Source organism: Streptomyces qaidamensis (assembly GCF_001611795.1).
Classification (GTDB): domain Bacteria; phylum Actinomycetota; class Actinomycetes; order Streptomycetales; family Streptomycetaceae; genus Streptomyces; species Streptomyces qaidamensis.
Genome location: NZ_CP015098.1, coordinates 3,363,315 through 3,388,534, shown reverse-complemented (window position 1 = coordinate 3,388,534; position 25,220 = coordinate 3,363,315). Strand labels below are relative to the sequence as shown.

Here is a 25,220-nt window from a genome sequence, read left to right as displayed (position 1 = left end):
GGACACCGGGCCGCGGGGGCCCACGCCCACCGGGCCGCGGGACCGTACACCTTGCTTAGCAGGCCACCGGGCCGCGGGACCGTACACCTTGCTTAGCAGGCCACCCCGATAATGAGCCCATGGGAAAGTCCAAGGGCGGCCGGCGCAGACAGGCCGGTGCGGAGGCCGTCGTCGAGAGCGTCGACGGCGGGCTCGCCGAGCTGATCCCCGACCGCGAGCGGCCCCGGGCCTGGACCCTGGTGATCGACGGAGCCCCGCAGTCGCACGTCGACCTGGACGACCCGGCGTACCTGTCCTTCGAGTACCAGCGCCGCCTCGGGCACGTGATCGACCTCGTCGCCCCGCCCGGCCGGCCCCTGCACGCCGTGCACCTCGGCGGCGGCGCCCTCACCCTCGCCCGCTACGTCGCCGCCACCCGGCCCCGCTCCACCCAGCAGGTCGTCGAACGGGACGCCCCCCTCGTCCAACTGGTCCGCCGAGAGCTGCCGCTGGATCCGAACGCGCGCATACGGGTGCGCTCCACGGACGCCCGCGAGGGTCTCGCCAAGGTGCCGGACGGCTGGGCCGACCTCGTCATCACCGACGTGTTCAGCGGGGCCCGGACACCGGCCCACCTGACCTCGACCGAATTCCTCGACGACGTGCGCAGGGCCCTCAAGCCCGGCGGTGTCCACGCCGCCAACCTCGCCGACGGACCGCCGCTCGCGCACCTGCGCGGCCAGATCGCCACCGCCGCCGCCCGCTTCGGGCAGCTCGCACTGGTCGCGGATCCGGCGGTGCTGCGCGGCAAGCGCTTCGGGAACGCCGTCCTGGTCGCCTCCGACCACCCGTTGCCGACAGCCGAACTCACCCGCCTCGCCGCCTCCGACCCGCATCCCGCCCGGGTCGAGCACGGCAGGACGCTCACGGACTTCACCGGAGGGGCCGCGCCCGTCACGGACATCGCGGCGGTGGCGTCGCCGGCGCCACCGGCGTCGGTGTTCAGATGACAGGCTGCGGCGCTCGGTCGAGAGAGGCGCCGACGGCCGCCCGCGGCACTCAGTAGGTCCCGATCTCCACCCGCGGCGGCCCGTCGTGCCACGTGCAGAACACCGACACCCGGTCCGCGCCCGAGGAGAACTCCACGCGGATCCACGACTCCGTCTTCCACACCTGCATCGACCAGCCCGCCCCGGGCGTCGCCGAGACGAGCGAGGCGGAGGTCTTCCCGAGATCGAAGACCGCCCGGCCGCCGTCGGTGTCATAGCTCTTCACCCGGCCCGGGGCGGCGGGGGCGGCGGGGGCGGTGCTGGGCGAGGGCGTGGGAGCGGGGCTCGGCCTCCCGGCCGTGGACGCCGGGGGCGTGCTCGGCTCCCGCCGCTTCGGCGGAGGCGTCCGCTCCGGCGGCGTGGCCAGTGCCTTCGGCTCCCGGGTGGCCGCATCGGCGGCCTTGATGGGCAGCGCGCGGGGCGGATCGTAGGCCGTCCCCGTCATCACCGTGTGGACGCCCCACCACGACAGCGTGACCGCCGCGCCCGTGGCGAGCAGCCAGGCCAGTACGTGTACGAGTCCTCTGCGCATCGCGGGCCATACTGCCTCACGCGCCACACGTGCCCCACGCAATGCCTGCAAAAGGGGGTGTGCGGTGGTCCGTTGTCCCCAGCCGGGGAGTTGTCCACAGGCCCGCACCCGGCTGTTCGAGATGGCGTACGGTGCGGCGCATGGCAAGTGTGCTCGTGGTCGAGGACGACCAGTTCGTACGCTCGGCGCTGATCCGGCACCTGACCGACGCCTCGCACACCGTGCGCAGCGTCGGGACGGCACTGGAGGCGCTGCGCGAGGTCGCCCACCTCCGTTTCGACGTGGTCATCCTGGACCTCGGACTGCCCGATCTCGACGGGTCCGAGGCCCTGAAGATGCTGCGCGGGATCACCGACGTGCCGGTGATCGTCGCCACAGCCCGGGACGACGAGACGGAGATCGTCCGGCTGCTGAACGCCGGGGCGGACGACTACCTGACCAAGCCCTTCTCGGTCGAGCACCTCTCGGCCCGCATGGCGGCCGTGCTGCGCCGCGCCCGCTCCGGCGCCGCGGAAGGGGAGCCGACCCCCATGATCCGGGTCGGCGGCCTGACCGTCGACCCGCTGCGCCGCCAGGCCGAGCTGGACGGCGCCCGACTCGACCTCACCCGCCGCGAGTTCGACCTGCTCGCCTTTCTGGCCCGCAGGCCCGGCGTCGTCGTCCCCCGCAAGGAACTGCTGGCCGAGGTGTGGCAGCAGTCCTACGGCGACGACCAGACCATCGACGTCCATCTGTCCTGGCTGCGCAGGAAACTGGGCGAGACGGCGGCCAGCCCGCGCTATCTGCACACCCTCCGGGGCGTCGGTGTGAAGCTCGATCCACCGGGGGCGGGTGCTCCCCGATGAGGTGGGCCCTGGTCAAGGTGTCGCTGGCGGTGACCACCATGGTCGTGGTCGCCTTCGCGGTGCCGCTCGGACTCGTCATCCGCGAGATGGCCCGCGACCGTGCCTTCTCGGGCGCCGAGCGGGAGGCAGCGGCGGTCGCCCCCGCCCTGTCCATCACCACCGACCGCGACCAGCTGGAGCGGGTCGTCGCCTCCGCCGGTTCCGACGCCGGGATGGCCGTGCACCTCCCGGCGGGCGACGGCCAGGAGGCCCTCGAACTCGGGCGCCGGCGCGCCGCCGAAGCCGACATCGCGGCTGTGCGGAAGCTGGGCCGCGCCTCCACCACGGGCGTCACGGGCGGCTCGACGCTGCTCCAGCCGGTCGCCCTCAGCACCGGCAGGATCGCGGTCGTCGAGGTGTACGTGCCGGAGTCCGACGTCACCAACGGTGTGGGCACGGCCTGGGCGGTGCTCGCCGCGGTCGGGGTGGCGCTGATCCTCGGCTCGGTCGCGGTCGCCGACCGGCTGGGCGTCCGCATGGTCCGGCCCGCGCAGCGCCTGGTCGAGGGGGCACACGACCTGGGGGAGGGCCGGCTGGGGGCCCGCGTCCCCGAGGAGGGCCCGAGCGAACTGCGGCTCGCGGCGGTCGCGTTCAACTCCATGGCCGACCAGGTCGTCCAGCTCCTGGCGAACGAGCGGGAGCTGGCGGCCGACCTGTCCCACCGGCTGCGGACGCCCCTGACCGTGCTGCGGCTCAACACCGCCTCGCTCGGCGAGGGACCGGCCGCCGACCAGACCCGCACCGCGGTCGAGCAGCTGGAGCGCGAGGTCGACACCATCATCCGTACGGCCCGGGAGGCCAAGCCGCAGACGGCCGCGGCCGGTCCGGGCGCCGGGTGCGACGCGGCCGAGGTGGTCCGGGAGCGGATGGCGTTCTGGTCGGCGCTCGCCGAGGACGAGGGCCGCAAGTGGCGGGTGGCCGGGGCCGACCGGCCGGTGCGCATACCCGTGGCCCGGGCCGACCTGGCCGCCGCGCTGGACGCGCTGCTCGGCAACGTCTTCCGGCACACCGCGGAGGGCACCGCCTTCGCCGTCGACGTGCACAACGGCGAGGACGCGGTGATCGTCCTCGTCTCCGACGCGGGCCCGGGCATACCCGACCCCGAGGCCGCGATGGCGCGGGGCCGCGGCTCCGGGAGCGACGGCTCGACCGGGCTCGGCCTGGACATCGTGCGCCGGCTGGCGGAGTCCACCGGCGGGGACGTACGGATCGGCTCCTCGGTGCTCGGCGGCACGGAGGTGCGCATCTGGATCCAGCTGGACGGCCGCGCACCGGCGACCGGAGGGCACCGGCAGCCGCGGCGCCGCCGCCCCGGCCGGCTCGCGGCCGTACACCACCGCTCCCGGTCCCACTGAACACTCCCACCGAGCCGCCTTTACGAGACGGTCACGTTTCGACAAATGAAGGGAACGGCTCTTGACGCATGACCGGACATGCGGCTGTCATTGCGCCACCGTGTTCGGTCAAGTTGATTTCTGGTCGATTACGGCTGGATCTCACGCCACACCCTCGTGGCCGAACCCTGCCCTCAGGAGCCGTCCATGCACGACCTCTCTCCCTCCGGAGCCTCCCTCTCCGCTCCCAGCCGCCGCACTCTCCTGCGCGGCGTGGGCGGCGCCGCCCTGCTCGGCGCCGGCATACCCCTGCTGAGCGCCTGCGGCGGCAGCGGATCGTCCGCCGACCCGAAGACGGTCACTCTCGGCTCCAACTCGTCCGACGCCGTGCCGAAGAAGGCGTTCGCGGAGATCTACGCCGCCTTCACCAAGAAGTCCGGCATCAAGGTCGACGTGAACACCAAGGACCACAACACGTTCCAGGAGCAGATCAACTCCTATCTGCAGGGCACGCCCGACGACGTGTTCACCTGGTTCGCCGGCTACCGCATGCAGTTCTTCGCCTCGAAGAAGCTGGCCGCGCCGATCGACGACGTGTGGCAGAAGATCGGCGGCAACTTCCCCGAGGCGATGCAGAAGCTCAGCAAGGGCGAGGACGGCAAGTACTACTTCGTGCCGCTGTACACGTACCCGTGGGCGGTGTTCTACCGCAAGAGCGTCTTCGCGCAGCACGGCTACGAGGTCCCCACCACCTGGGACGACTTCACCGCCCTGTGCAAGCGGATGCAGAAGGACGGGCTGGTGCCGATCGCCTTCGGCGACAAGGACGCCTGGCCCGCGATGGGCACCTTCGACCAGATCAACTTCCGCACCAACGGCTACGACTTCCACGTCGAGCTGATGGCCGGCAAGGCCTCCTGGACCGACCCCAAGGTGCGCAAGGTCTTCGACCACTGGACGGAGCTCCTGCCCTACCACCAGGAGGGCGCGGTGGGCCGCACCTGGCAGGACGCGGCGCAGACACTGGTGGCCAAGAAGGCCGGCATGTACCTCCTGGGCACCTTCGTCGGCCAGCAGTTCACGAACAAGGCCGACCTGGACGACCTCGACTTCTTCGCCTTCCCGGAGATCGACCCGCAGTTCGGGCAGGACACCGTCGAGGCGCCGACCGACGGCTTCATGCTCTCCAAGGCCCCGAAGAACCGCGACGGTGCCGTCAAGCTCCTCGAGTACCTGGGCACCCCCGAGGCCGAGCAGATCTACCTGAAGTCCGACCCGAACGTGGTGGCCGCCTCCACCAAGGCCGACACCTCCTCCTACACCGCGCTGCAGAAGAAGGCGTACGAGATGATCTCCGGCGCGAAGAGCCTCACGCAGTTCATGGACCGCGACTCCCGCCCGGACTTCACCTCCACGGTGATGCAGCCCGCGCTGCAGAACTTCGTCCGCAACCCCAAGAACGTCGACAGCATCCTCTCGTCGATCGAACGCCAGAAGAAGACGATCTTCGCCTCCTCCTGACCGAACGGAGACTCGACGACTCGGATCCGACATGACTGCCACCCCCGCGAAGGCTCCGGAGCCGGCCACCCAGCCGGCTCCGGGGCCCGCCCCCACACCCGCGCCCGCCAAGGCGCCCCACGGCCACCGGCGGCTGCTCACCCGCCGCGACCGCCTCACGCTCGGCCTGATGGCGGGTGTGCCCACGATCCTGCACGTCGCCCTGGTGTGGCTGACGGCGCTGGCCTCGATCGCGCTGGCCTTCACCACCTGGGACGGCATCGGCTTCGACTCCATCAAGTGGGTCGGACTGCAGAACTTCCGGGAGCTGTTCACCAGCAACCCGCAGTTCTGGCCCGCCGTCGAGCACAATGTGATCTGGTTCGTGGTGCTCATCGTGCTGCCCACGCCCTTCGGCCTGTTCCTCGCCGTGCAGCTGGACAAGAAGATCCGCTTCAGCCGCGTCTACCAGACCGCGTTCTTCCTGCCGGTCGTGATGTCGCTGGCGGTCATCGGGTTCGTCTGGCAGCTGATCTACAACCCCGACACGGGCCTGATCAACAGCATCATCGGCGCCAACAAGCCCGGCCACTACATCGACTGGATCGGTGACCCGGACCTCAACCTGTGGGCCGTGCTCATCGCCGCGTCCTGGCGGCACGCCGGATACATGATGATCCTCTACCTGGCCGGCCTGAAGAGCGTCGATCCCGCCCTGCGCGAGGCCTCCGCCCTGGACGGCGCCAACGAGTGGCAGACGTTCAAGAACGTCGTCTTCCCGACCCTGCGGCCCACCAACACCGTCGTGCTGGTCGTCACGATCATCGAGGCGCTGCGCGCCTTCGACCTGGTCTTCGTCTTCAACAAGGGCGCCCAGGGCACCGAACTGCTGTCGATCCTGGTGACGAACAACATCATCGGCGAGTCCAGCCGCATCGGATACGGCTCCGCGATCGCCGTCGTCCTGCTGGTGATCTCGCTCGTGGTGATCATCCGGTACCTGATCGCCACCTTCCGGAAGGAGCGGCGCGCATGAGCACCCTGAGCGCCCCGCGCAAACAGCGCACACCGATCCGCCCCGCCCGGGTCCTGCTGCACACCTTCCTCGTCGTCACGGCCCTGGCCTGGCTCGCGCCCCTGCTGTGGGCCCTGTTCGCGGCGATGCGGCCGTACGCCGAGACCAGCACCAAGGGCTACGTCTCCTGGCCCGACAAGCTCACCTTCGACAACTTCACCAACGCCTTCCAGCAGTCGGACATGCTGCACTACTTCGGGAACACGCTGCTGATCGCGGTCCCGGCCGTGCTGCTGACGCTGCTGCTGTCGTCGATGGTCGCCTTCTACGTCAGCCGCTTCGACTTCCGGGTCAACCTGTTCCTGCTGCTGGTGTTCACGGCCGGCAACCTGCTGCCCCAGCAGGTCATCATCACCCCGCTGTACCGGCTCTACCTGCTGATCGACCTGCCCGGCATCACCATGAGCGGCAAGCTGTACGACTCAGCACTCGGCCTGGTGCTCATCCACGTGGCGTTCCAGTCCGGGTTCTGCGCGTTCGTGCTGAGCAACTACATGCGCTCGCTGCCCCACGAACTGACCGAGGCGGCCCTCGTCGACGGCGCCTCCGTCTGGCGGCTGTACTGGCAGATCGTGCTGCCGCTGTGCAAGCCGGCGATGGCCGCCCTCGCCACCCTGCTGTCCATCTGGATCTACAACGACTTCTTCTGGGCCATCGTCCTCATCTCCACCGGCGAGAACATGCCGATCACCTCGGCGCTGAACAACCTCTCCGGCCAGTACTTCACCGACCCCAACCTGGTCGCCGCCGGCGCCCTGCTCACCGCGATCCCCACCCTGATCGTCTACTTCGCGCTCCAGCGTCAGTTCGTCAGCGGCCTCACCCTCGGCGCCAACAAGGGCTGACGCCCGCTTCCCGAAAGAGAACCCCGTGCACCACCCCTTCACCCCGGTCGCTTCGGTGCCGGTCAACCCGCACAGGGCCAGCGTCCACGAGGAGGGCTGGCAGTCCTGGAGCCCCAGCGGCGCCTACGCCCTGGACGCGGCGCCCCACCGCCCAGCCAACGCCAACTGGGCCACGGTCTGTTACCGCCCCGGGGCCACCGTCCCCGCCGGCACCTTCCAGGGCGAGGGCCTGCTCGCGCTCGACCCCGGCGACGGCTCACCGGTCCGGCTGTGGGCGGCGGCCGAGCCGACGCGTAAGGTGCCGTCAATCCGGCTGGTCTGCGGGGACGGCCGGGTCGCCGAGATCAGCGCCGACGGCCCGGTGAAGGAGTGGACCGGCCCGGACGTCCAGTCGGTCCTGGGCGACTGGGCCGCGGGCCTCGGCCTCGACGCCTCCCGCCCGGCACCGACCGTCTGGTGCTCCTGGTACGAGTACTTCACGGCCGTCACCGAGGACGACATCCACGAGAACCTCCGTGCGATGGACACCCTCGACCTGCCCGTCGACGTCGTCCAGATCGACGACGGCTACCAGCGGGCCCTCGGCGACTGGCTCACCCTCTCCGGCCGCTTCCGCTCCCGCGCCGGGATCGCCGAGAAGATCCGCTCCCGCGGCCGTCGCGCCGGCATCTGGACGGCCCCGTTCCTCGTCGACCCGGCGAGCGACCTGGCCGCAGCGCACCCCGACTGGCTGGTCCGCGACACCACCGGCGGCTTCGCGCACGCCGGCCGCAACTGGGGCCACGACCTGCGCGTCCTGGACACCACCCACCCGAACGCGGCCGCGTACCTGACCGAGGTCTTCACCACCCTGCGCGCCGAGGGCTACGACTACTTCAAGACCGACTTCCTCTATGCGGGCGCCCTGGACGGCATACGCCACGCGGACACCGACGCCCTCACGGCCTACCGGGCCGGCATCGCCCTGATCCGCGAGGCGATCGGCGAGGACGCCTACCTCCTGGGCTGCGGCGCCCCGATGCTCCCCTCCATCGGCCTGTTCGACGCCATGCGCGTCAGCCCGGACACGGCACCCCACCGCCGCCCCGAAGCCGACGACTACAGCCAACCCGGCCAGGACCCGGCCGAGTTCACGGGAGCGGCCCGCCAGTGGCAGCACAACCGGCTCTGGACCAACGACCCGGACTGCCTGATGGCCCGCCCGGCGGTCGAGACCCGTGAGCGGTGGGCGGCCCATGTGGAGTCCACCGGAGGCCTGATGGCTTCCAGCGACCGTCTGCTGTCCCTGGACCGGTGGGGCGTGGAGACGACCCGCCGCCTGCTGTCGGGCACCCACCACTGAGACGGAGTGGGGCGCGGCACTCCCCTAATCGTGCCGCGCCCCGTTCCCCCGTCGGTCAGACCGCCTCGACCTCGGGCAGGGCCCCGGTCCGCGCCGCCCGGCCGTACCACCGGGCGCTCGTCTTCGGCGTGCGCTCCAGCGTCGCGTAGTCCACGTACACCGCGCCGAAGCGCTTGCCGTAGCCGTAGGACCACTCGAAGTTGTCCATCAGGGACCACAGGTAGTAGCCGCGGACGTCCGCGCCGTCGGCGATCGCCCTGCGGACCGCCGACAGATGGCCGTGGAGGTAGGCCACCCGCTCCGGGTCGTGCACCCGGCCGTCGGAGTCGATCTTGTCGTCGTAGGCCGCGCCGTTCTCCGTGATGTACAGCGGCAGGCCCGGTGCCTCCCGGGTATAGCGCATGATCAGCTCGTGCAGACCGGTCGGGTCGATCGTCCAGCCCATCTCGGTGCGGTCGCCGGGCGTCTGGTGGAAGGCGACGTCGTCCGCGGCCGGCCACGGCGAGTGGTCGCTCGCCCCGTGGCCGTCGGCGCGCGGCGCCTTCGCCGACGCGTCCGCCGCCGAGACCAGCGCGGGCGTGTAGTAGTTGAGGCCCAGCGCGTCCAGCGGCTGGTTGATCAGCTCCAGGTCGCCGTCGAGGACGTAGTCCCAGTCCGTGAGGGACGCCGTCGCCACGTACAGGGACTCCGGGTAGGCGCCGTGCAGCATCGGTCCGTGGAACACGCCGTTGGCCAGGTCGTCGATCCTGCGGGCCGCCGCCAGATCCGCCGGGTCCTGCGAAAGCGGCCGCACCACCGAGGAATTGAGGCTGACCGCGACCGTGTTGCGGGCCGGCATCACCGACCGCAGCGCAGACGCGCCCAGCCCGTGCGCCAGATTCAGATGGTGCGCGGCACGCAGCGAGGCCGCCGGGTCCGTACGGCCCGGGGCGTGCACCCCGGAGGCATACCCCAGGAACGCGCTGCACCACGGCTCGTTGAGCGTGATCCACTGCTCCACCCGGTCGCCCAGCGCCTCGCCGACGATCTGCGCGTACTCCGCGAACCGGTACGCCGTGTCACGCTCCGGCCAGCCGCCCGTGTCCTCCAGCTCCTGCGGCAGGTCCCAGTGGTAGAGGGTGACGGCCGGCTTGATGCCCTTGGACAGCAGCTCGTCCACCAGCCGCCGGTAGAAGTCCAGGCCCTTCTGCACGGCCGGGCCCCGGCCGGTCGGCTGCACCCGCGACCACGAGATGGAGAAGCGGTAGGCGCCCAGGCCCAGCTCCGCCATCAGCGCCACGTCGTCGCGGTAGCGGTGGTAGTGGTCGACAGCGATGTCACCGGTCTCACCACCGGCCGTCTTGCCCGGCGTATGGCTGAAGGTGTCCCAGATCGACGGCGTACGGCCGTCCTCCCGCACCGCGCCCTCGATCTGGTACGCGGACGTCGCCGCGCCCCACAGGAAGGCGGGCGGGAAGGTCACCGCAGTGGCCGGGTTCTCGGAGTCAGGCATGGAAGCGCTCCCAAGGGGTCGTATGGACCGACGAGTGGAGGGGGAGGGGAGGAAAGGGGCCGAGGCGGCTGTGGCTCGGCCCCTGGGAAAGCAGGGCTCAGCCCTTGACGGCGCCCTGCATGATGCCGCCGACGATCTGCTTGCCGAAGATCGCGAAGACGATCAGCAGCGGCAGTGTGCCCAGCAGGGCGCCGGCCATGATCAGGGACTGGTCGGGGGTGTAGCCGCGTCCCAGCCCCGCCACCGCCACCTGCACGGTCGGATTGCCGGTCTGGGTCAGGACCAGGAAGGGCCACAGGAAGTCGTTCCAGGTCTGCACGAACATCAGCATGCCCAGGACGGCCATCGCCGGTCGCGCGGTCGGGAACACCACGTGCCACACCACGCGCCAGCTGCTCGCGCCGTCCACCCGGGCCGCCTCGATGATCTCGTCCGGCAGCGCCTGGATCAGGTACTGCCGCATGAAGAACACACCGAACGCGCTCACCAAGGACGGGAAGATCACCGCCTGGAGCTGGTCCGTCCAGTCGAGCTTGGCGACCATCATGTACAGCGGGATGATGCTGAGCTGCGGCGGCACCATCATCGTGCCGATCACGATCAGCATCGCCGCACCGCGGCCCTTGAAGCGCAGCTTGGCGAAGGCGAATCCGGCGATCGTCGACAGGAACACGATGGTGAACGACGAAATGCCGGCCACCAGGGTGGTGTTGAGGAACGCCTCGCCCAGATTGGCGTCCGTCCAGGCCACTTCGAGCTTGTCGAAGAGGCCGGAGCCGAACCAGAACGGCGGCGGAGTCTGCGCCAGGCGCTGGTTGTCGCGCGAGGCGGCGATCGCCGTCCACACCAGCGGGAACAGCGAGATGACGGTGAAGAGGGCGAGGATGACGTACGCCACCGGGCCGGCGTGCAGCTGCCCGCCCGCGCGTGCGGCCTTCATGCCGCGTGACCGCTTCGGCGGCTCGGGGACCGCGTCGGCCGGGGGTTTCGTCAGGGTCGTCGTCACGGCCGGTTCTCCTTAGCTACTGGCGCGCAGCCGGCGCGAGATGACGTAGTTGACGATCCCGATCACGATGAGGATCAGGAACATCGTCCAGGCGATGGCGGAGGCGCGGCCCAGGTGCTGGTTGATCCAGCCCTGCTCGTACAGGTACAGGCCGAGCGTCTGGAACTGGTGCTGGGATCCGCCGGAGGCGCCCTTGTTGGCGTCGAACAGCAGCGGCTCACCGAACACCTGCGAGGCACCGATGGTCGACACCACGACCGTGAACAGGATCGTCGGACGCAGCGAGGGCAGCGTGACGTGGAGGAACTGCCGCCAGCGGCTGGCTCCGTCCAGTGCCGCCGACTCGTACAGGTCCTGAGGGATCGCCTGCATCGCGGCCAGGTAGATCAGCGCGTTGTAGCCCGTCCAGCGCCAGATGATGATGGTGGACACGGCGATCTGGGACGGCCACTTGTCGTTCTGCCAGTCGACGTGGTCGATGCCGACGGCGTTCAGCGCCCAGTTGATCATGCCGTAGTCGCGGCCGAAGAGCAGCACGAAGACCAGCGAGGCGGCGGCGATCGACGTGGCGTAGGGGGCCAGCATGACGACGCGGTAGAACGTGGAGCCGCGCAGCTTGTAGTTGAGGATGTGCGCCAGGCCCATCGCCATCAGCAGCTGCGGAACCGTGGAGATGATGCCGATGGTCAGGGTGTTCTTCGCCGCGTTCCAGAAGAAGTCGTCGTCGAAGATACGGGTGTAGTTGCGCAGGCCCACCCAGGACATGTCCGTGGGCGCCGTCAGCTCCACCTGGTGCAGCGAGGCCCAGCCGGTGTACAGCAGCGGGAACAGGCCGAACGCGAGGAAGAGCAGGAAGAAGGGCGAGACGAACGCGTACGGGCTCCAGCGCATGTCGCGCTGCCAGCGGCGGGAGAGCCGGGCGCGCTTCTTCCTTGCCGCCTCCGCGTCGGCCGGCGGGCGGCCCGGGGCCGCGCCCCCCTCCTTCACGGGGGGCGCGGCGGTGTCGTGCCTGGTTGCCATTCCGGTCACTGGTCCAGGTTGTTGTCGATGGTCTTGACGGCCGTGTCCCACGCCTCCTTGGGCGACTTGCCCTGGGTGACGAGGATGACGCCGTTGTCCGTCAGACCCTGCTGGATGATCTGGTCCTTCGGGCCGATCGTCTGCACCGGGCTGCTCTTGGCGGCCGCGGCGAAGATGGTGCCGATCGGCGCGTCACCGGTCATCTCGTTCTTGGCGCTCTTCACCGCGTCCGACTCGTAGGCGGCCGGGGTGCTCGGGAAGCTGCCCTGCACGGCGAACAGCTTGGCCTGCTGCTCGGGCGCGGTCAGCCAGGCAGCCAGCTTCGCGGCCTCCTCGGCGTTCTTGCCCGACTTGGGAACCGTCAGGAAGGAACCGCCCCAGTTGCCGGACTTCGGCGACGCGGCCACGTCCCACTTGCCCTTGGCCTCCGGCTTCGACTTGCCCTTGATGTAGCCGAGCATCCACGGCGGGCAGGACATCGCCGCGAACTTGCTGTTGGCGATCGTGGTGTCCCAGGCGGGCTGGAACTGTGTCTGGTTTCCGATCAGTCCGTCCTCGGCCGCCTTGGCGGTGAGGTCGAAGGCGGCCTTCACGGCCGGGTTCGACTTGTAGATGACCTTGCCGGAGGAGTCGTAGAAGCGGTCCTTCTCGCTGCTGAGGATCGCCTGGAGCAGCCCGCCGGGGGAGTCCAGGAAGGTGGTGCCCTCCGGCGCCTTCTTCTTGTAGTCCTCGCCGACCTTGACCAGCTTGTTCCAGTCACCGGCCCACAGCTTGCCGACCTCCTCGCGGTCGGTGGGCAGACCGGCCTTCTCGAAGAGGTCCTTGCGGTAGCAGATGGCCATCGGGCCGACGTCCGTGCCCAGGCCGACGGTCTGACCGTCCTCGGTGGTGGCCTGCTGCCACTTCCACTCCAGGTAGTCGCCCTTCTTGCCGTACTTGGAGAGGTCCAGGAGCTTGGCGGACTGGGTCTTGACGATCTCGGCGATGTTGCCGACTTCGACGCCCTGGATGTCCTGCAGGCCGCTGTTGGTGGTCAGGTGGTTGACCAGCGTGGGGTAGTAGTTCTCGTTCCGCTCGACGACCGTCTGCTGGATGTCGACGTCCGGGTGGAGCTTCTCGTACTCCTTGTAGAGGCCGGCCTCCTCGAACCCGAAGGTGCCGAAGAGTCCCAGGGTGATCTTGGTCTTGCCGCCGCTGCCGCCGCTGCCGCCGCCCGACGAGGAGCCGTCGCCTCCGCCGTCGTCCGCACAGCCGGCCAGCAGCCCGGCGCCCAGCGACGCGACGGCCGCGACGACCATCGCCTTGCGGGCGGTTCGGATGCGTGCTCGCATGTCGTCCTCCTGTTGCCCTGACGTGCCGACCCCCCGGCCAACTGCATCGTCGGACCGTTTTCACGCGCTTAAGGCTCGGGCGGGGAACGTGCGGGTTGTGTATGTGTCAGGTAGTGTGGGAGCGCTCCCACCAGTGATGTGTTGAAGAGTCCCCGGTCGCGGCGGGGGTGTCAAGGGACCGGACAGGGAGAGATGCGTTCAGTTATCGGGCTGTTAACTGGACCCGGGCCGGGCTCGGTTGAGGCCCGGGCAAGTGATATCAAGCCGATCCGGGCACCGGTCGTACCGGCTTTCCCGACCGAAGCGGAAGGCCGGGGGGCGGTGAGCCCTCGGCGGCAATCACAGGGCTGACGAGCCTGTTAAATTCCAGGCCAGTCGCAGAGTGCGGGCGTGGACGGGAAGGCGGAGCCCATGGCAACCCACGGAGCGCGGGGCCGAAGTGGTGGCCGGCCCACCCTCGAAGAGGTGGCGGCGCGCGCCGGTGTCGGCCGCGGCACCGTCTCGCGGGTGATCAACGGCTCGCCCCGGGTCAGCGACGCGACCCGCGCGGCCGTCGAGGCGGCGGTCGCGGAGCTCGGCTACGTCCCCAACACCGCGGCCCGCGCGCTGGCCGCCAACCGCACGGACGCGATCGCGCTGGTCGTGCCCGAGCCGGAGACCCGGTTCTTCGCGGAGCCGTACTTCTCGGACATGCTGAAGGGCGTCGGGGCCGCGCTGGCCGACACGGAGATGCAGCTGCTGCTGATCTTCGCGGGCAACGAGCGCGAACGCGCCCGCCTCGCCCAGTACCTGGCGGCCCACCGCGTGGACGGCGTCCTGCTGGTCTCGGTGCACGCGGACGACCCGCTGCCCGACCTGCTGGCCCAGCTGGAGATCCCGGCGGTGATCAGCGGCCCGCGTTCGTCGGCGGAGACCCTGCCGTCGGTCGACTCGGACAACTACGGCGGCGCCCGCCAGGCCGTCGAGCACCTGCTGTCCCGGGGCCGGACCCGGGTGGCACACATCACCGGCCGCCTCGACGTCTACGGCGCCCAGCGCCGTGTCGACGGCTACCGCGAGGCCATGAGCGACGCCGGCCACGGGGTGGACGAAGGGCTGATCGAGGCGGGGGACTTCACCGAGGAGGGCGGGTACCGGGCGATGGTGGCCCTGCTGGAGCGCCACCCCGACATCGACGCGGTCTTCGCCGCCTCCGACGTCACCGCGGCCGGCGCCCGCCGGGCGCTGCTCGACGCGGGCCGCCGCATCCCTCAGGACGTGGCGCTCGTCGGCTACGACGACTCCGCCATCGCCCGCCACATGGAACCGCCGCTGACCAGTGTCCGCCAGCCGATCGAGGAGATGGGCCGCCGGATGATAGACCTCCTCCTCACCGAGGTCGCCGACCGCCGCCCGCTCGCCTCCCGGGGCTTGGAGCGCCGGCAGATGGTCCTGGCCACGGAGCTGGTGTCCCGGTCGTCGTCGTGACGCACCACCCGCTCCTCGACGCCACCGAGGTGCCCCGGACCGAGCCGTACCTGCGGACGGTGGGTGAGGTGTTCCGCGCCTTCCGCGAGCAGGACTCGGGCTGCGTGTCGTACGGGGTCCGGCCGGCGAACGGCGAACGCTGGTTCGTGAAGGAGGCGACGACCGCCGCGGCCCGGCGATCGCTCGACCGCGCCTGGACCTTCCACCGCGCGGTACGCCACCCGGCGATCGTCCCCCAGCTCCACCGCCTCGCCGCCCGCTCCGGCGGGCCGGCGGTCGTGATGCCCTGGTGCCCCGGCGAGGTCCTCTACCACCCGACCCTGCGCCGCCACGGCGGCCGCGCACACCCGGACCATCCCCTGGCCCGCTTCCGAGCCCAGCCCGTAGCCCCGGTCCTGCGCGCCGTCGACCGGCTCCTGGACGCCCACCTCGCGGTGGAGGCGGCGGGGTTCGTCGCCGTCGACCTCTACGACGGGGTGTTCCTCTACGACTTCGACGCCGGTGACCTCCGGCTGATCGACCTCGACGAGTACCGCCCGGGCCCGTTCACCCTGGAGGCGGACCGCCTGCCGGGCTCGCGCCGCTTCATGGCGCCGGAGGAACGGCGGCGCGGCTCCCGCATCGACGGCCGTACGACGGTCCACGCCCTGGGCCGCGCCATCCGCCTCCTCCTGGACGCGGGCGACGAGGAACGCGCCTGGCGGGGCACGGCGGAGCAACTGGCCGTGGTGGACCGGGCCGTGCGGGCCGACCCGGCCGAACGATTCACCGGGGTGGCGGAGTTGGCTGCCGCGTGGCGGCGGTCGGTGAGCTGAGGCCGGGGTGGCGCCGCAGGGCCTCCACTCCGTCGGGCACGAACAGCCTCGTCCGGAGTGCCTCCCCGAGCTCCGCCTCGCCGATCCAGCCGTGCCAGGCGATCGCGGACGGGTCGGGGGTGAGGGGCTCGGAGACGACGGCCTCGTGCACCCCGAGCCAGTAGGGGCTGATCGCTCCTCGGCAGAGGAACTTGTAGACGAACCGCACCCGAGCCCGGACGCCCAGTTCCTCGGTCAGCTCCCGGGCCGCCGCCTCCTCGTACGACTCGCCGACCTCGACGGCCCCGCCGATCAGCCAGTCGTAGTGCCCGGGGAACCGCGAAACGTGCTCCGGCCTGCGATGCACCAGCACCCGTCCCCGCGCGTCCCGGCAGACCGTCGTCGCGATCCGGTGCGGCCAGCCGTTGCGGATCGCCTCGTCCCGGTCGACCACCCCGAGCACCCGGTCCTGCCCGTCGACCCGTTCCACCGGCTCACGCATGGGCCCACGATCGCACGCGCTCAGACCCGAGCCGGTTCCGGCCGCCGCAGCAGATACACCGCCGCCGTCACGACCAGGACGGCCATGCAGGCGATGAACACCAGCCCCGCGCCCTCCAGGCCGATCGGACCGGTCAGGAGACCGACGCCGATCACGGGCACGGAGATGCCCGTGTAGGCGACGACGAACAGGGTCGAGATCACGGCCGCGCGCCGGTGTTCGGGGGAGGCCGCGGCCACGTCGGCGAGGGCACCGCGGAACGCCAGCCCCTGGCCGACTCCGCCGACGAGCGCGCTGGCGATCAGCAGGGACATCTGGTCCCACCGCAGGGCGCCGGCGAGCAGCGCAAGACCGGCGAGGAGCCCGGCGCAGCCCAACGGCAGGGAGCGCCGTACGCCGACCCGGCCGACCGCCAGCTGCCCGGCCGTCGAGGAGAAGAAGGCCAGCGCGACGATCAGCCCGCTCACGGCGTGGTCGTCCACGTGCAGGGACTCCGCGAGGAAGGCCGGGCTGACCGAGGTGAACACCCCGAACAGGGCGAACCCGACGAAGGAGGCGGTGGCGGCGGGGCCGAACACCGCGCGTACCTGCGGGGGCAGTGCGGGCCGCTGCGGGCGCACGGTGCGCAGCGGCTGCCGCTCCCTCACCGTCTCCGCGAGCCGCAGCAGCACCGCGGCCGAGGCGGCCACCAGGGCGAGATGGGTGACGAACGGCAGGTACAGCGGCCATGCGGCGTACTGCGCGAGCAGCCCGGAGAGCAGGGGACCGCAGCCCAGCCCGCCCATGTTGGCGGCCGTCGCCACGAAAGTGGCCCGGGAGGCGCCGCCCTCGGGCGCCAGCTCCATCACGTACGCCGTGGCGGCGCCGGTGAACAGCCCGGCGGACAGCCCCGACAGCAGCCGCCCCGCGTAGAGCCAGCCGAGGCCGGTGGCGCACAGGAAACAGACGGCGCTCAGCGCCGCGAAGCCCAGGCCGCACAGCAGCACCGGGCGCCTGCCCACGGCGTCCGAGGCGTTGCCGACCAGCAGCAGCACACCGATCACGGCGAAGGCGTAGAGGGCGTACACCACGGTGACCGTCAGCTCGGAGAAGCCGAACTCGTCCTGGTAGAGGGGGTAGAGAGGCGTCGGCAGTGTGGTGCCGGCCATGCAGACGGCGAACACCGCCCCGCTGAGCACACACGCGCGCCATCCCGGGCGTCGACCGTCCATGCCGCCGACGGTAGCCAGCCTGCCGCGCCGCCCCGGAGAGGCGCGCAAAAAGCTTCAGCCGGTGGCTTCTTCACGAAGCCACCGGCTGATTACTCAGGGTGAGTGACGGGACTTGAACCCGCGGCATCCTGGACCACAACCAGGTGCTCTACCAGCTGAGCTACACCCACCATGACCGGCTTGGAGGTCAGTGACTTCCCTGACCGGCCGAGAAAAAGTGTACAGGGTCCGAAGGGGTGCTCGCGCCCGGCTTTCGCCGCGCCGCCCCCGACGGGCCCTCGTCCCGCTACTGAGCAGGCAGAACGTGCTTCGCCGCGATCGTCCGCGCGGTGTCCGAGTCGGGCCCGGGCTGCGGGACGAACACGGCCTCGCGGTAGTACCGCAGCTCCGCGATCGACTCGCGGATGTCGGCGAGCGCACGGTGGTTGCCGTTCTTCTGCGGGCTGTTGAAGTACGCCCGCGGGTACCAGCGGCGCGCCAGCTCCTTGACCGACGAAACGTCGACGATCCGGTAGTGGAGGTAGTTCTCCAGGGCCGGCATGTCGCGCAGCAGGAAGCCGCGGTCCGTGCCGACGGAGTTCCCGCACAGCGGCGCCTTGCCCGGCTCCTTGACGAACTCCCTCACGTACGTCAGGACCTGGTCCTCGGCGTCCTTCAGGGTGGTCCCGGCGGCCAGCTCTTCGAGCAGCCCGGAGGCGGTGTGCATCTGACGCACCACGTCCGGCATCGTCTCCAGCGACTGCTCCGGCGGCCGGATGACGATGTCCACGCCCTCGCCGAGCACGTTCAGCTCGGAGTCGGTCACGAGGGCGGCCACCTCGATGAGCGCGTCGTCCGACAGCGAGAGGCCGGTCATCTCGCAGTCGATCCACACCATGCGATCGTTCATGTGTCTAACCTTACGGCCCGCCGCCACCGGCCGGGCCGCCCGTGCCGGGAAAGCCGAAGGGGCCCGCGAGGAGACGTGCTCCTCGCGGGCCCCGGGCACTCGATCAGGGCGCGCTGCGCTGCCCGGGCAGGCTCGCCGACAGGGCCGGCGACTGGCCGACGGCGCTCGCCGCCGTACGGCGGGACTGCAGCGGCACCGGGTGCTCCGGGTGGAGCGGCGTCGGTGCCTGGCCGGGCTGGCCCGGGTGCCCGGCGTGGCCCGGATGGCCCGGCATGCCGGACCCGGGGCCGCCCGGAGCGCTCTCGGTGTCCTGGGGCCGCTCGCCCTGCGGGCGCCGGGCGCGGTAGGCGGCCCGGTACGCGGCCGGGGACGAGCCCAGTTGGCGGCGGAAGTGCCCGCGCAGGGCCACCGGCGACCGGAAGCCGCAGCGCCCCGCCACCTCGTCCACCGAGTAGTCCGACGTCTCCAGCAGGCGCTGCGCCTGGAGGACCCGCTGGGTGATCAGCCACTGCAGCGGAGCGCTCCCGGTCAGCGAGCGGAAGCGGCGGTCGAAGGTACGGCGGCTCATGTACGCGCGCGCCGCCAGCGTCTCCACGTCGAACTGTTCGTGGAGGTGCTCCAGCGCCCAGGCGACGACCTCGGCGAGCGGGTCGGCGCCGATCTCCTCCGGTAAAGACCTGTCGAGGTAGCGCTCCTGCCCGCCGCTGCGGCGCGGCGGCACGACGAGCCGCCTGGCCAGGGCCCCGGCCGCCTCGTTGCCGTGGTCCGTGCGCACGATGTGCAGGCACAGGTCGATGCCCGCGGCCGTGCCCGCCGACGTCAGGACGTCGCCGTCGTCGACGAACAGCTCGCGCGGGTCCACGTGCACCGACGGGTAGCGCTTGGCCAGCGTCGGTGCGTACATCCAGTGTGTCGTCGCGGGGCGGCCGTCCAGCAGGCCCGCCGCCGCGAGGACGAAGGCGCCGGTGCACAGCCCTACGATGCGGGCGCCCTCCTCGTGGGCGCGGCGCAGCGCGTCGAGCGCCTCTTCCGGTGGCGGAGAAGTGATCGAACGCCAGGCCGGTACGACGACCGTGCCCGCGCGCGAGATCGCTTCCAGGCCGTGTGGTGCGGTGAGTTCGAGTCCCCCGGTGGTCCGTAGCGGACCGTCCTCGCCCCCGCACACCAGCAGTCGGTAGCGCGGTACGCCGGCGTCCTGGCGGTCAACCCCGAACACCGACAGCGGTATGGAACTCTCGAAGATGGGGCCGCCGCTGAACAGCAGCACCGCGACGATCTCCTTGCGGCGTCGCCCGGAAAGTTTCCGGGCCGCGGCTTCCGGCGCGGCAGTGGAGTCGTGGCTCATACTGCTAAGCCCCCCTCGGTGGTCGCGGCTCCTCGGTTGTGTCGCTCCTGCACGTTTCCCCTCGGTCCTGCACGAGTCCCCCGCCGTAGACAGTCAAGATCGAATCTACTGTGTCCCGTCGCGCCGAAGTGGCCGGTTCGGCACTCGGCACATTGTCGACTTGGCAACTTGGCGTGAAGCATTCGATCACGAAGCGTTGCACTCATGGGGCGAGCAGGGAAGTGCGCCTTGTCGCAGTGGCCAATCCACGTAGGGTGCGCAGACCCCCTGAGGCCCTTTCCGTGCAGGTCGAACGGGGTCTGGGGGGTGGGGGGAGCGGGGGATGCACGGGGGCGTGAAGTTGGCTGAAAAGTGACGCGCGCGTGCGCGGAAACCGGTCAGCCGACCGGTGTATCTCCTCCGGTGTGCCGTCCGCCACGGTGGGACCCGGTTCCGGTGCGGTGGTGCCGGCCCCGGTGGGGTGCCCGGTCCTCCGCCGCGAGCCGGGTCGCGCCCCGCTCGGACTGGCGCAGCAGGACCCGGCAGGCGCCCGTGACGGCCGCGAGCCCGAGGGCCGTGCCGGCGGCGCCGGCCAGAGAGGCGCCGTAGCCGAGGAGCACCACCGGGACGAGCAGGCAGCTGAAGGCGGCCCAGCGAACCACATCCGTCGCGGTGTCCCGCGGCGGCGGGGCCGCGCGGTCCGCCTCGGTGGCGGGGCGGGGTCCGGACATGCGTGCTCCCTGTGGCGTGACTCTCGGGGTTCAACGCGTGGCGGCGGCGTCGGTCACTGGCCGTCCCGATCACCTCCGCGGTCATTGAATCCCGTGCAAACCGCCTGTACAGGGCAGCAACCATTGCGTTACGGGCGGTGCCTCGTGCATGCTCCCTGGAACCCGCACGCACCGTGAGCGGGATCTGGGCTAAGGAGGCGTGCCGCCGTACCCTTGAGGGTATGGGGGTGGGAAGACCATTCCCGGACACAGCTCCGCCGCACACCGTTGTCCCCCGTATAAGGATCACAACGCCGAGACAGCCATGGCCGGTCACGAATTCTTCGAACCCGCGGACCGCAAGCGGCCCGTCGCCGATCCCACGGCGGCCGAGCCCCTGGCGGCGGAAGAGCCACGCCACTCCTGCGACCCCGCCTTCAAGCACGGGGTCGTCGTCGGCTTCGACGGCTCCACATCCAGCGAGCGCGCCCTGGCGTACGCGATCGGCATGGCCCATCGCTCCGGGTCGGGCCTGATCATCGTGCACGTCGCCAACCGGCTGCCGACCACGGTGTGGGCCGGCTGCGAGCCGCCCGTGTTCGTGGACGTGCCGGACCACCGCACCGAGGTGCTCGGTCTGGAACTGGCCTGTGCGGACTACCTCGCCGAGGTGCCCTGGATCCTGGTCGAGCGCGGCGGTGACATCTGCCACGAACTCGAAGAGGTCGGCCGGGAGTACGAGGCCGACGCGATCGTCGTCGGCTCCACCCACGGCCTCGTGGGGCGCATCTTCGGCTCGGTCGCGGGGCGGCTCGCCAAGCGGGCGCAGCGGCCGGTCATCGTCATTCCCTGACGTACCCCGAGCGGTAACTCCCTTGTGCAGCGCGTAAATCTACTCACGCGTAGAGGTGTTTGTGCCCTTGTGAAGGGCATATACGGGACACCGTACAACTGCACATGCACGAAGGGAGCCCGCCGTGGACAAAGACGTCTCCGCGGGAAGCGGAATCACGACCGTGGCCGGTCGACTCGCCCTCGGAATCACCCTGTTGGCCTTCGGGCTGGGGCACACCGCCGTGATCGACGGTGTGTCAGCCACTGACGCCGTGTCAATCGCCCAGTACGTGGGCGGAGTCGCGCTCTTCGTCGCGGGGCTGGTGGCCCTGCGCGAGGGTGACTCCGTCGGGGGTACGGCGTTCTCGGTGCTCGGGGCGCTGTGGTTCACGTGGGCCGTGTCCGACAGTGCCTCCGGCAACGAGGCCGGGCTGTTCCTGCTGTTGTTCGCCCTCGTCGCGCTGTCCCTGACGCTCGCGGGCGGGGACCAGCTCGGGCAGGGCATGTACGGGCTGTTCTTCGTCGCCCTGTTGCTCATGGCGATCGCGAGTTTCGCCGGCAACGACGGGCTCGTGAAGGTGGGCGGCTGGTTCGCCGTCGCCGCGGGGGTGGTGGCCTGGTACGCGGCGACCGCGGCGTTGGCCCACTGGCCCACGGCGATTCCGCGACGCGCTGCGGGCCGGGGCGTGACGGCCACCGGTTAGCTGCGCCGGCTGGGGAGTTGGGCGGCTTCCCGGCGATGAAACGGACCCCCCCGTGCAGGGTGGCAGCACGTGGGGGGTCCGTCCTCTTTCGCCGGTCTGTGCGGGTGCGTTGTGGTTGCTCGCGCAGTTCCCCACGCCCCCGAGAAAAGAAGGGCGACTACTCCACCGTCACCGACTTGGCGAGGTTGCGGGGCTTGTCGATGTCACGGCCGAGCGCCAGAGCGGTGTGGTACGCGAGGAGCTGGAGGGGGATGCCCATCAGGATCGGGTCCAGCTCGTCCTCGTTCTTCGGGACGACGATCGTCTCGTCGGCCTTCTCCTGGGGCTGGTGGGCCACCGCGAGGATCCGGCCGCTGCGGGCCTTGATCTCCTCCATGGCGGCGCGGTTCTTCTCCAGGAGGTCGTCGTCGGGGACGATCGCGACCGTCGGGAGGGCCGGCTCGATCAGGGCCAGCGGGCCGTGCTTGAGCTCCGAGGCGGGGTAGGCCTCGGCGTGGATGTAAGAGATCTCCTTGAGCTTCAGGGAGGCCTCGCGGGCCACCGGGTAGCCCCGGACACGGCCGATGAAGAGCATCGAGCGGGCCTCGGCGAACTGCAGGGCCAGCTTCTTGACGTCGTCCTCCCGCTCCATGATCTCGGCGATCTGCGCGGGCAGCTTGCGCAGACCCTCGATGATCCGCTTGCCGTCCCGGACCGACAGGTCGCGGGTGCGGCCGAGGTGGAGGGCGAGCAGGGCGAAGGCCACCGTGGTGTTGGTGAAGCACTTGGTGGAGACGACGCAGACCTCGGGGCCGGCGTGGACGTAGATGCCGCCGTCCGCCTCACGGGCGATCGCGGAGCCGACGACGTTCACCACGCCCAGGACGCGGGCGCCCTTGCGCTTGAGCTCCTGCACGGCGGCCAGCACGTCGTAGGTCTCGCCGGACTGGGAGACGGCGACGTAGAGGGTGTCGGGGTCGACGACCGCGTTGCGGTAGCGGAACTCCGAGGCCGGCTCGGCGTCGGCGGGGATGCGGGCCAGCTGCTCGATCATCTGGGCGCCGATCATGCCCGCGTGGTAGGAGGTGCCGCAGCCGAGGATCTTCACGCGGCGGATCCGCCGGGCCTCGCGGGCGTCCAGGTTCAGGCCGCCCAGGTGCACGGTGGAGAAGCGGTCGTCGATGCGGCCGCGCAGCACGCGGTCCACGGCGTCGGCCTGCTCGTGGATCTCCTTGTGCATGTACGTGTCGTGGCCGCCCATGTCGTAGGAGGCGGCCTCCCACTCGACCGTGGTGGGCTCCGCCGTGGTGCGGGTGCCCTCGGTGGTGTACGTGCGGAAGTCGTCGGCCTTGAGGGTGGCCATCTCGCCGTCGTCGAGGGTCACGACCTGGCGCGTGTGGGCGACCAGCGCGGCGATGTCGGAGGCGACGAACATCTCCTTCTCGCCGATGCCGAGGACGACCGGGGAGCCGTTGCGGGCGACGACGATCCGGTCGGGGAAGTCGGCGTGCATGACGGCGATGCCGTACGTGCCCTCGACGAGCCGGAGGCTCTCGCGGACCTTGTCCTCCAGCTTGGGCGCCTGCGAGCGGGCGACGAGGTGGGTGAGGACCTCGGTGTCGGTCTCGGAGAGGAACTCGACGCCGTCCGCTTCCAGCTTGCGGCGCAGGTCGGAGGCGTTGTCGATGATGCCGTTGTGCACGACGGCGACCTTGTTGTCGGCCGACATGTGCGGGTGGGCGTTGACGTCCGACGGGGCGCCGTGGGTGGCCCAGCGGGTGTGGGCGATGCCGGTCGTGCCCTTGAAGCGGGCCGGGACCTTGGCCTCCAGGTCGCGCACGCGGCCCTTGGCCTTGACCATCTTCAGGCCGGACGTCTTCGGGGACGTGACGACGATGCCCGCGGAGTCGTAGCCGCGGTACTCCAGCCGCTGGAGGCCCTCCAGGAGGAGGGGCGCGACGTCACGCTTCCCGATGTAACCGACGATTCCGCACATATATACGTATTCCTAGCCGTAGACGATGCGCCGCAGCTGCCGGAGTGAGAGCTCCGGCGGGGCCACCGCGCGGTATTTGAGGTCCGCCTCGATCCGTTCGAAGATCGCCGCGTTGACCAGGCCCTGGGCCTGGAGCTCGCGGTGGCGGCGACGGACGTATTCCTCGGTCGTCTCGTCGAAGTAGGCGAGCACGTCCTGGATCACACGCAGCGCCTCGCCCCGGCCGAGGGCGGTGGACCGCGTCAGATGATCAACGAGTTCGTCGTGCACTCGCTAGATCCTGGAGTACCGGCGACGCTTTCGCAAGAATTCTGCCCGATTTCGGGCAGACTCCTGCGGGGGGCTCCAGTCACGCCTCGTCGGGCGTACCCGAGAGGCTCGCCGAGCGCATGAGCATGACCGAGCAGCACGAGTACCTGCGCGCCAGGTTCTCCCGGCGCACGATGGTCAGAGGCGGTGCCGTGCTCCCTTCCTACATCCGCTTGAGGACCGCCTGCTTGGCGAGGGCGAACTCCTCGTCCGTCAGCACACCCGAGCGGTGCAGTTCACCGAGCTCGCGCAGGCGGCGCAGCAGGGCGTCGTGATCGTCCTCGGAGGCCGTGACCGGAGCGGAAGGCAACTCCGGGCGCGCGTCCACCGGGTCGGTGGCGGCGGCCCGGGCCGGGTGCGGAAGCCTGGCCTGGACCGCCGCAGCGACCAGCGCCATCAGCGGGTCCTTCTTGAAGCCCCACAGCTCCACGGCGTTGGGGTCGTACTTGGGCGGGGTCTTGGTGGGCGCGTGCCGCACGGTGAAGCGCAGGTGGCCGTTCTCCAGACCGGCCGCCGGGTGCCACTCCACGCCCGTGATGTCGGCGAGCGCGAGCGTGCGGGCGCCGGCGGCGGCCTTGGCGTCCTCGGTCTTCCAGTTCCACTCCAGGCGTATGCGCTCGCCGTCGAAACCGGCGGTGCCGTCCCCGGCGGAGACCGACAGGGGGACGGAGGGGCCCGGCAGCAGGTACGCGTCGACCGGCCCGGCGGGGACCTGGTCGAGGAGCAGGGCGCTGCGGACCTCGTCCACGAAGTACTCGGCGACGCCGTAGCGGTCGGACTCCACGATCAGCTGGTACGGGTCGTGGGGCTCGGTGAGCCGGCCGCCGGTGGCGTGCAGCAGCGGGTCGGCGCCGTCGCGCAGCCGGAGCCTGAGCCGCCCCGCCTTCTTGCCCTGCTCCAGGGAGACACCGGCCAGCGCCCGCAGCGGCACGACCAGTTCACCCAGCTCCTTGCGCAGCAGGCTGACGTTCTTGTCCCGTCCGGGAGTCAGCCGCAGCGCGTCCCCGTCGAAGGCCCACGTGCCGTCCTTCTGGATGATTTCCGCCATGCGGTGGATTGTTCCACCCGTCTCAGGAGAGAGTGGTCCAGACCTCTTGGAGCTCAACGGCTCG

General features: G+C 70.8%; 24 protein-coding genes and 1 tRNA gene. 11 read left to right on the top strand and 14 right to left on the bottom strand.

All coding sequences use genetic code 11. The annotated features are described in order from the left end of the window. Positions 1-119 precede the first annotated feature (119 nt). Positions 120-989, top strand: coding sequence for a spermidine synthase (locus A4E84_RS14810; protein ID WP_062927031.1), 870 nt, complete (start codon positions 120-122; stop codon positions 987-989). Between the two features lie 49 nt (positions 990-1,038). Here A4E84_RS14810 and A4E84_RS14805 read toward each other — a convergent pair whose 3' ends face one another. After that, complete coding sequence (locus A4E84_RS14805; RefSeq protein ID WP_062927030.1) at positions 1,039-1,560, bottom strand: hypothetical protein; 522 nt, start codon at positions 1,558-1,560, stop codon at positions 1,039-1,041. A 140-nt stretch (positions 1,561-1,700) separates the two neighbouring features. On the opposite strand from A4E84_RS14805, the gene A4E84_RS14800 reads away from it, so the two are divergent. The 6 genes from A4E84_RS14800 (at position 1,701) to A4E84_RS14775 (ending at position 8,540) form a co-directional block, all read left to right on the top strand. After that, positions 1,701-2,405 (top strand): response regulator transcription factor, encoded by a 705-nt coding sequence (locus A4E84_RS14800; protein ID WP_062927029.1) that lies wholly within the window; start codon positions 1,701-1,703, stop codon positions 2,403-2,405. Continuing rightward, positions 2,402-3,799 carry a sensor histidine kinase gene (locus A4E84_RS14795; RefSeq protein ID WP_062927028.1) on the top strand — a complete coding sequence of 466 codons (1,398 nt, stop codon included), beginning with the start codon at positions 2,402-2,404 and terminating at the stop codon, positions 3,797-3,799. Before A4E84_RS14800 ends, A4E84_RS14795 begins: the two co-directional genes overlap by 4 nt. Before the next feature lie 186 nt (positions 3,800-3,985). Next, the gene (locus A4E84_RS14790; protein WP_062927027.1) at positions 3,986-5,299 is read left to right on the top strand and encodes an ABC transporter substrate-binding protein; all 1,314 of its coding nucleotides are present in this window, start codon (positions 3,986-3,988) and stop codon (positions 5,297-5,299) included. A 31-nt stretch (positions 5,300-5,330) separates the two neighbouring features. After that, a complete protein-coding gene (locus A4E84_RS14785; RefSeq protein WP_062927026.1) occupies positions 5,331-6,314 on the top strand; it encodes a carbohydrate ABC transporter permease in 984 nt (327 codons plus the stop codon). Beyond that, positions 6,311-7,198 (top strand): carbohydrate ABC transporter permease, encoded by an 888-nt coding sequence (locus tag A4E84_RS14780; protein ID WP_062927025.1) that lies wholly within the window; start codon positions 6,311-6,313, stop codon positions 7,196-7,198. The genes A4E84_RS14785 and A4E84_RS14780 overlap by 4 nt, the downstream gene beginning before the upstream one ends. 25 nt (positions 7,199-7,223) lie before the next feature. After that, positions 7,224-8,540, top strand: a complete 1,317-nt coding sequence (locus tag A4E84_RS14775) for a glycoside hydrolase family 36 protein (RefSeq protein WP_062927024.1) — start codon at positions 7,224-7,226, stop codon at positions 8,538-8,540. 55 nt (positions 8,541-8,595) lie between these two features. On the opposite strand, the gene A4E84_RS14770 is transcribed toward A4E84_RS14775, so the two are convergent. The 4 genes from A4E84_RS14770 to A4E84_RS14755 form a co-directional block, all read right to left on the bottom strand. Beyond that, positions 8,596-10,032, bottom strand: a complete 1,437-nt coding sequence (locus A4E84_RS14770; RefSeq protein WP_062927023.1) for a GH1 family beta-glucosidase — start codon at positions 10,030-10,032, stop codon at positions 8,596-8,598. A gap of 97 nt (positions 10,033-10,129) precedes the next feature. After that, the gene (locus A4E84_RS14765) at positions 10,130-11,038 is read right to left on the bottom strand and encodes a carbohydrate ABC transporter permease (protein ID WP_062927022.1); all 909 of its coding nucleotides are present in this window, start codon (positions 11,036-11,038) and stop codon (positions 10,130-10,132) included. Positions 11,039-11,050: 12 nt separating this feature from the next. After that, positions 11,051-12,058: a carbohydrate ABC transporter permease gene (locus A4E84_RS14760; protein WP_062927021.1), complete on the bottom strand. Its 1,008-nt coding sequence runs from the start codon at positions 12,056-12,058 to the stop codon at positions 11,051-11,053. Between the two features lie 5 nt (positions 12,059-12,063). Beyond that, a complete protein-coding gene (locus A4E84_RS14755; protein WP_062927020.1) occupies positions 12,064-13,389 on the bottom strand; it encodes an ABC transporter substrate-binding protein in 1,326 nt (441 codons plus the stop codon). Between the two features lie 411 nt (positions 13,390-13,800). Between A4E84_RS14755 and A4E84_RS14750 the strand changes: the two genes are divergently transcribed. After that, positions 13,801-14,856, top strand: coding sequence for a LacI family DNA-binding transcriptional regulator (locus A4E84_RS14750; RefSeq protein WP_062927019.1), 1,056 nt, complete (start codon positions 13,801-13,803; stop codon positions 14,854-14,856). After that, the gene (locus tag A4E84_RS14745) at positions 14,853-15,671 is read left to right on the top strand and encodes a serine/threonine-protein kinase (protein ID WP_062927018.1); all 819 of its coding nucleotides are present in this window, start codon (positions 14,853-14,855) and stop codon (positions 15,669-15,671) included. Before A4E84_RS14750 ends, A4E84_RS14745 begins: the two co-directional genes overlap by 4 nt. Here A4E84_RS14745 and A4E84_RS14740 read toward each other — a convergent pair. The 6 genes from A4E84_RS14740 to A4E84_RS14715 all read right to left on the bottom strand — a co-directional run bounded on the left by A4E84_RS14740 (position 15,622) and on the right by A4E84_RS14715 (position 20,307). After that, the gene (locus A4E84_RS14740) at positions 15,622-16,152 is read right to left on the bottom strand and encodes an NUDIX hydrolase (RefSeq protein WP_062927017.1); all 531 of its coding nucleotides are present in this window, start codon (positions 16,150-16,152) and stop codon (positions 15,622-15,624) included. The two genes, A4E84_RS14745 and A4E84_RS14740, sit on opposite strands and share 50 nt — an antisense overlap. Positions 16,153-16,172: 20 nt before the next feature. Further along, a complete protein-coding gene (locus tag A4E84_RS14735) occupies positions 16,173-17,363 on the bottom strand; it encodes an MFS transporter (RefSeq protein ID WP_062927016.1) in 1,191 nt (396 codons plus the stop codon). A 97-nt stretch (positions 17,364-17,460) separates the two neighbouring features. Then, positions 17,461-17,533 (bottom strand) — tRNA-His (locus tag A4E84_RS14730). Between the two features lie 116 nt (positions 17,534-17,649). Next, positions 17,650-18,252 (bottom strand): oligoribonuclease, encoded by a 603-nt coding sequence (orn, locus tag A4E84_RS14725; protein ID WP_062927015.1) that lies wholly within the window; start codon positions 18,250-18,252, stop codon positions 17,650-17,652. 103 nt (positions 18,253-18,355) lie between these two features. Next, on the bottom strand, positions 18,356-19,597 hold the full coding sequence (locus A4E84_RS14720; protein ID WP_062927014.1) for a helix-turn-helix domain-containing protein: 1,242 nt from the start codon (positions 19,595-19,597) through the stop codon (positions 18,356-18,358). Positions 19,598-19,974: 377 nt separating this feature from the next. Continuing rightward, positions 19,975-20,307 (bottom strand): hypothetical protein, encoded by a 333-nt coding sequence (locus A4E84_RS14715; protein ID WP_062927013.1) that lies wholly within the window; start codon positions 20,305-20,307, stop codon positions 19,975-19,977. Positions 20,308-20,611: 304 nt separating this feature from the next. Between A4E84_RS14715 and A4E84_RS14710 the strand changes: the two genes are divergently transcribed. Next, positions 20,612-21,139 (top strand): universal stress protein, encoded by a 528-nt coding sequence (locus A4E84_RS14710; protein ID WP_062927012.1) that lies wholly within the window; start codon positions 20,612-20,614, stop codon positions 21,137-21,139. Positions 21,140-21,263: 124 nt separating this feature from the next. Further along, complete coding sequence (locus A4E84_RS14705) at positions 21,264-21,824, top strand: GPR1/FUN34/YaaH family transporter (protein ID WP_062927011.1); 561 nt, start codon at positions 21,264-21,266, stop codon at positions 21,822-21,824. Positions 21,825-21,981: 157 nt separating this feature from the next. Here the strand turns inward: A4E84_RS14705 and glmS are convergent, their stop codons facing one another. The 3 genes from glmS to A4E84_RS14690 all read right to left on the bottom strand — a co-directional run bounded on the left by glmS (position 21,982) and on the right by A4E84_RS14690 (position 25,156). Next, positions 21,982-23,799 carry a glutamine--fructose-6-phosphate transaminase (isomerizing) gene (gene glmS / locus A4E84_RS14700; protein WP_062927010.1) on the bottom strand — a complete coding sequence of 606 codons (1,818 nt, stop codon included), beginning with the start codon at positions 23,797-23,799 and terminating at the stop codon, positions 21,982-21,984. A 12-nt stretch (positions 23,800-23,811) separates the two neighbouring features. Further along, complete coding sequence (locus A4E84_RS14695; RefSeq protein WP_030838058.1) at positions 23,812-24,069, bottom strand: hypothetical protein; 258 nt, start codon at positions 24,067-24,069, stop codon at positions 23,812-23,814. Between the two features lie 202 nt (positions 24,070-24,271). Further along, positions 24,272-25,156, bottom strand: a complete 885-nt coding sequence (locus A4E84_RS14690) for a DUF4429 domain-containing protein (protein WP_062927009.1) — start codon at positions 25,154-25,156, stop codon at positions 24,272-24,274. Positions 25,157-25,220: the final 64 nt, after the last annotated feature.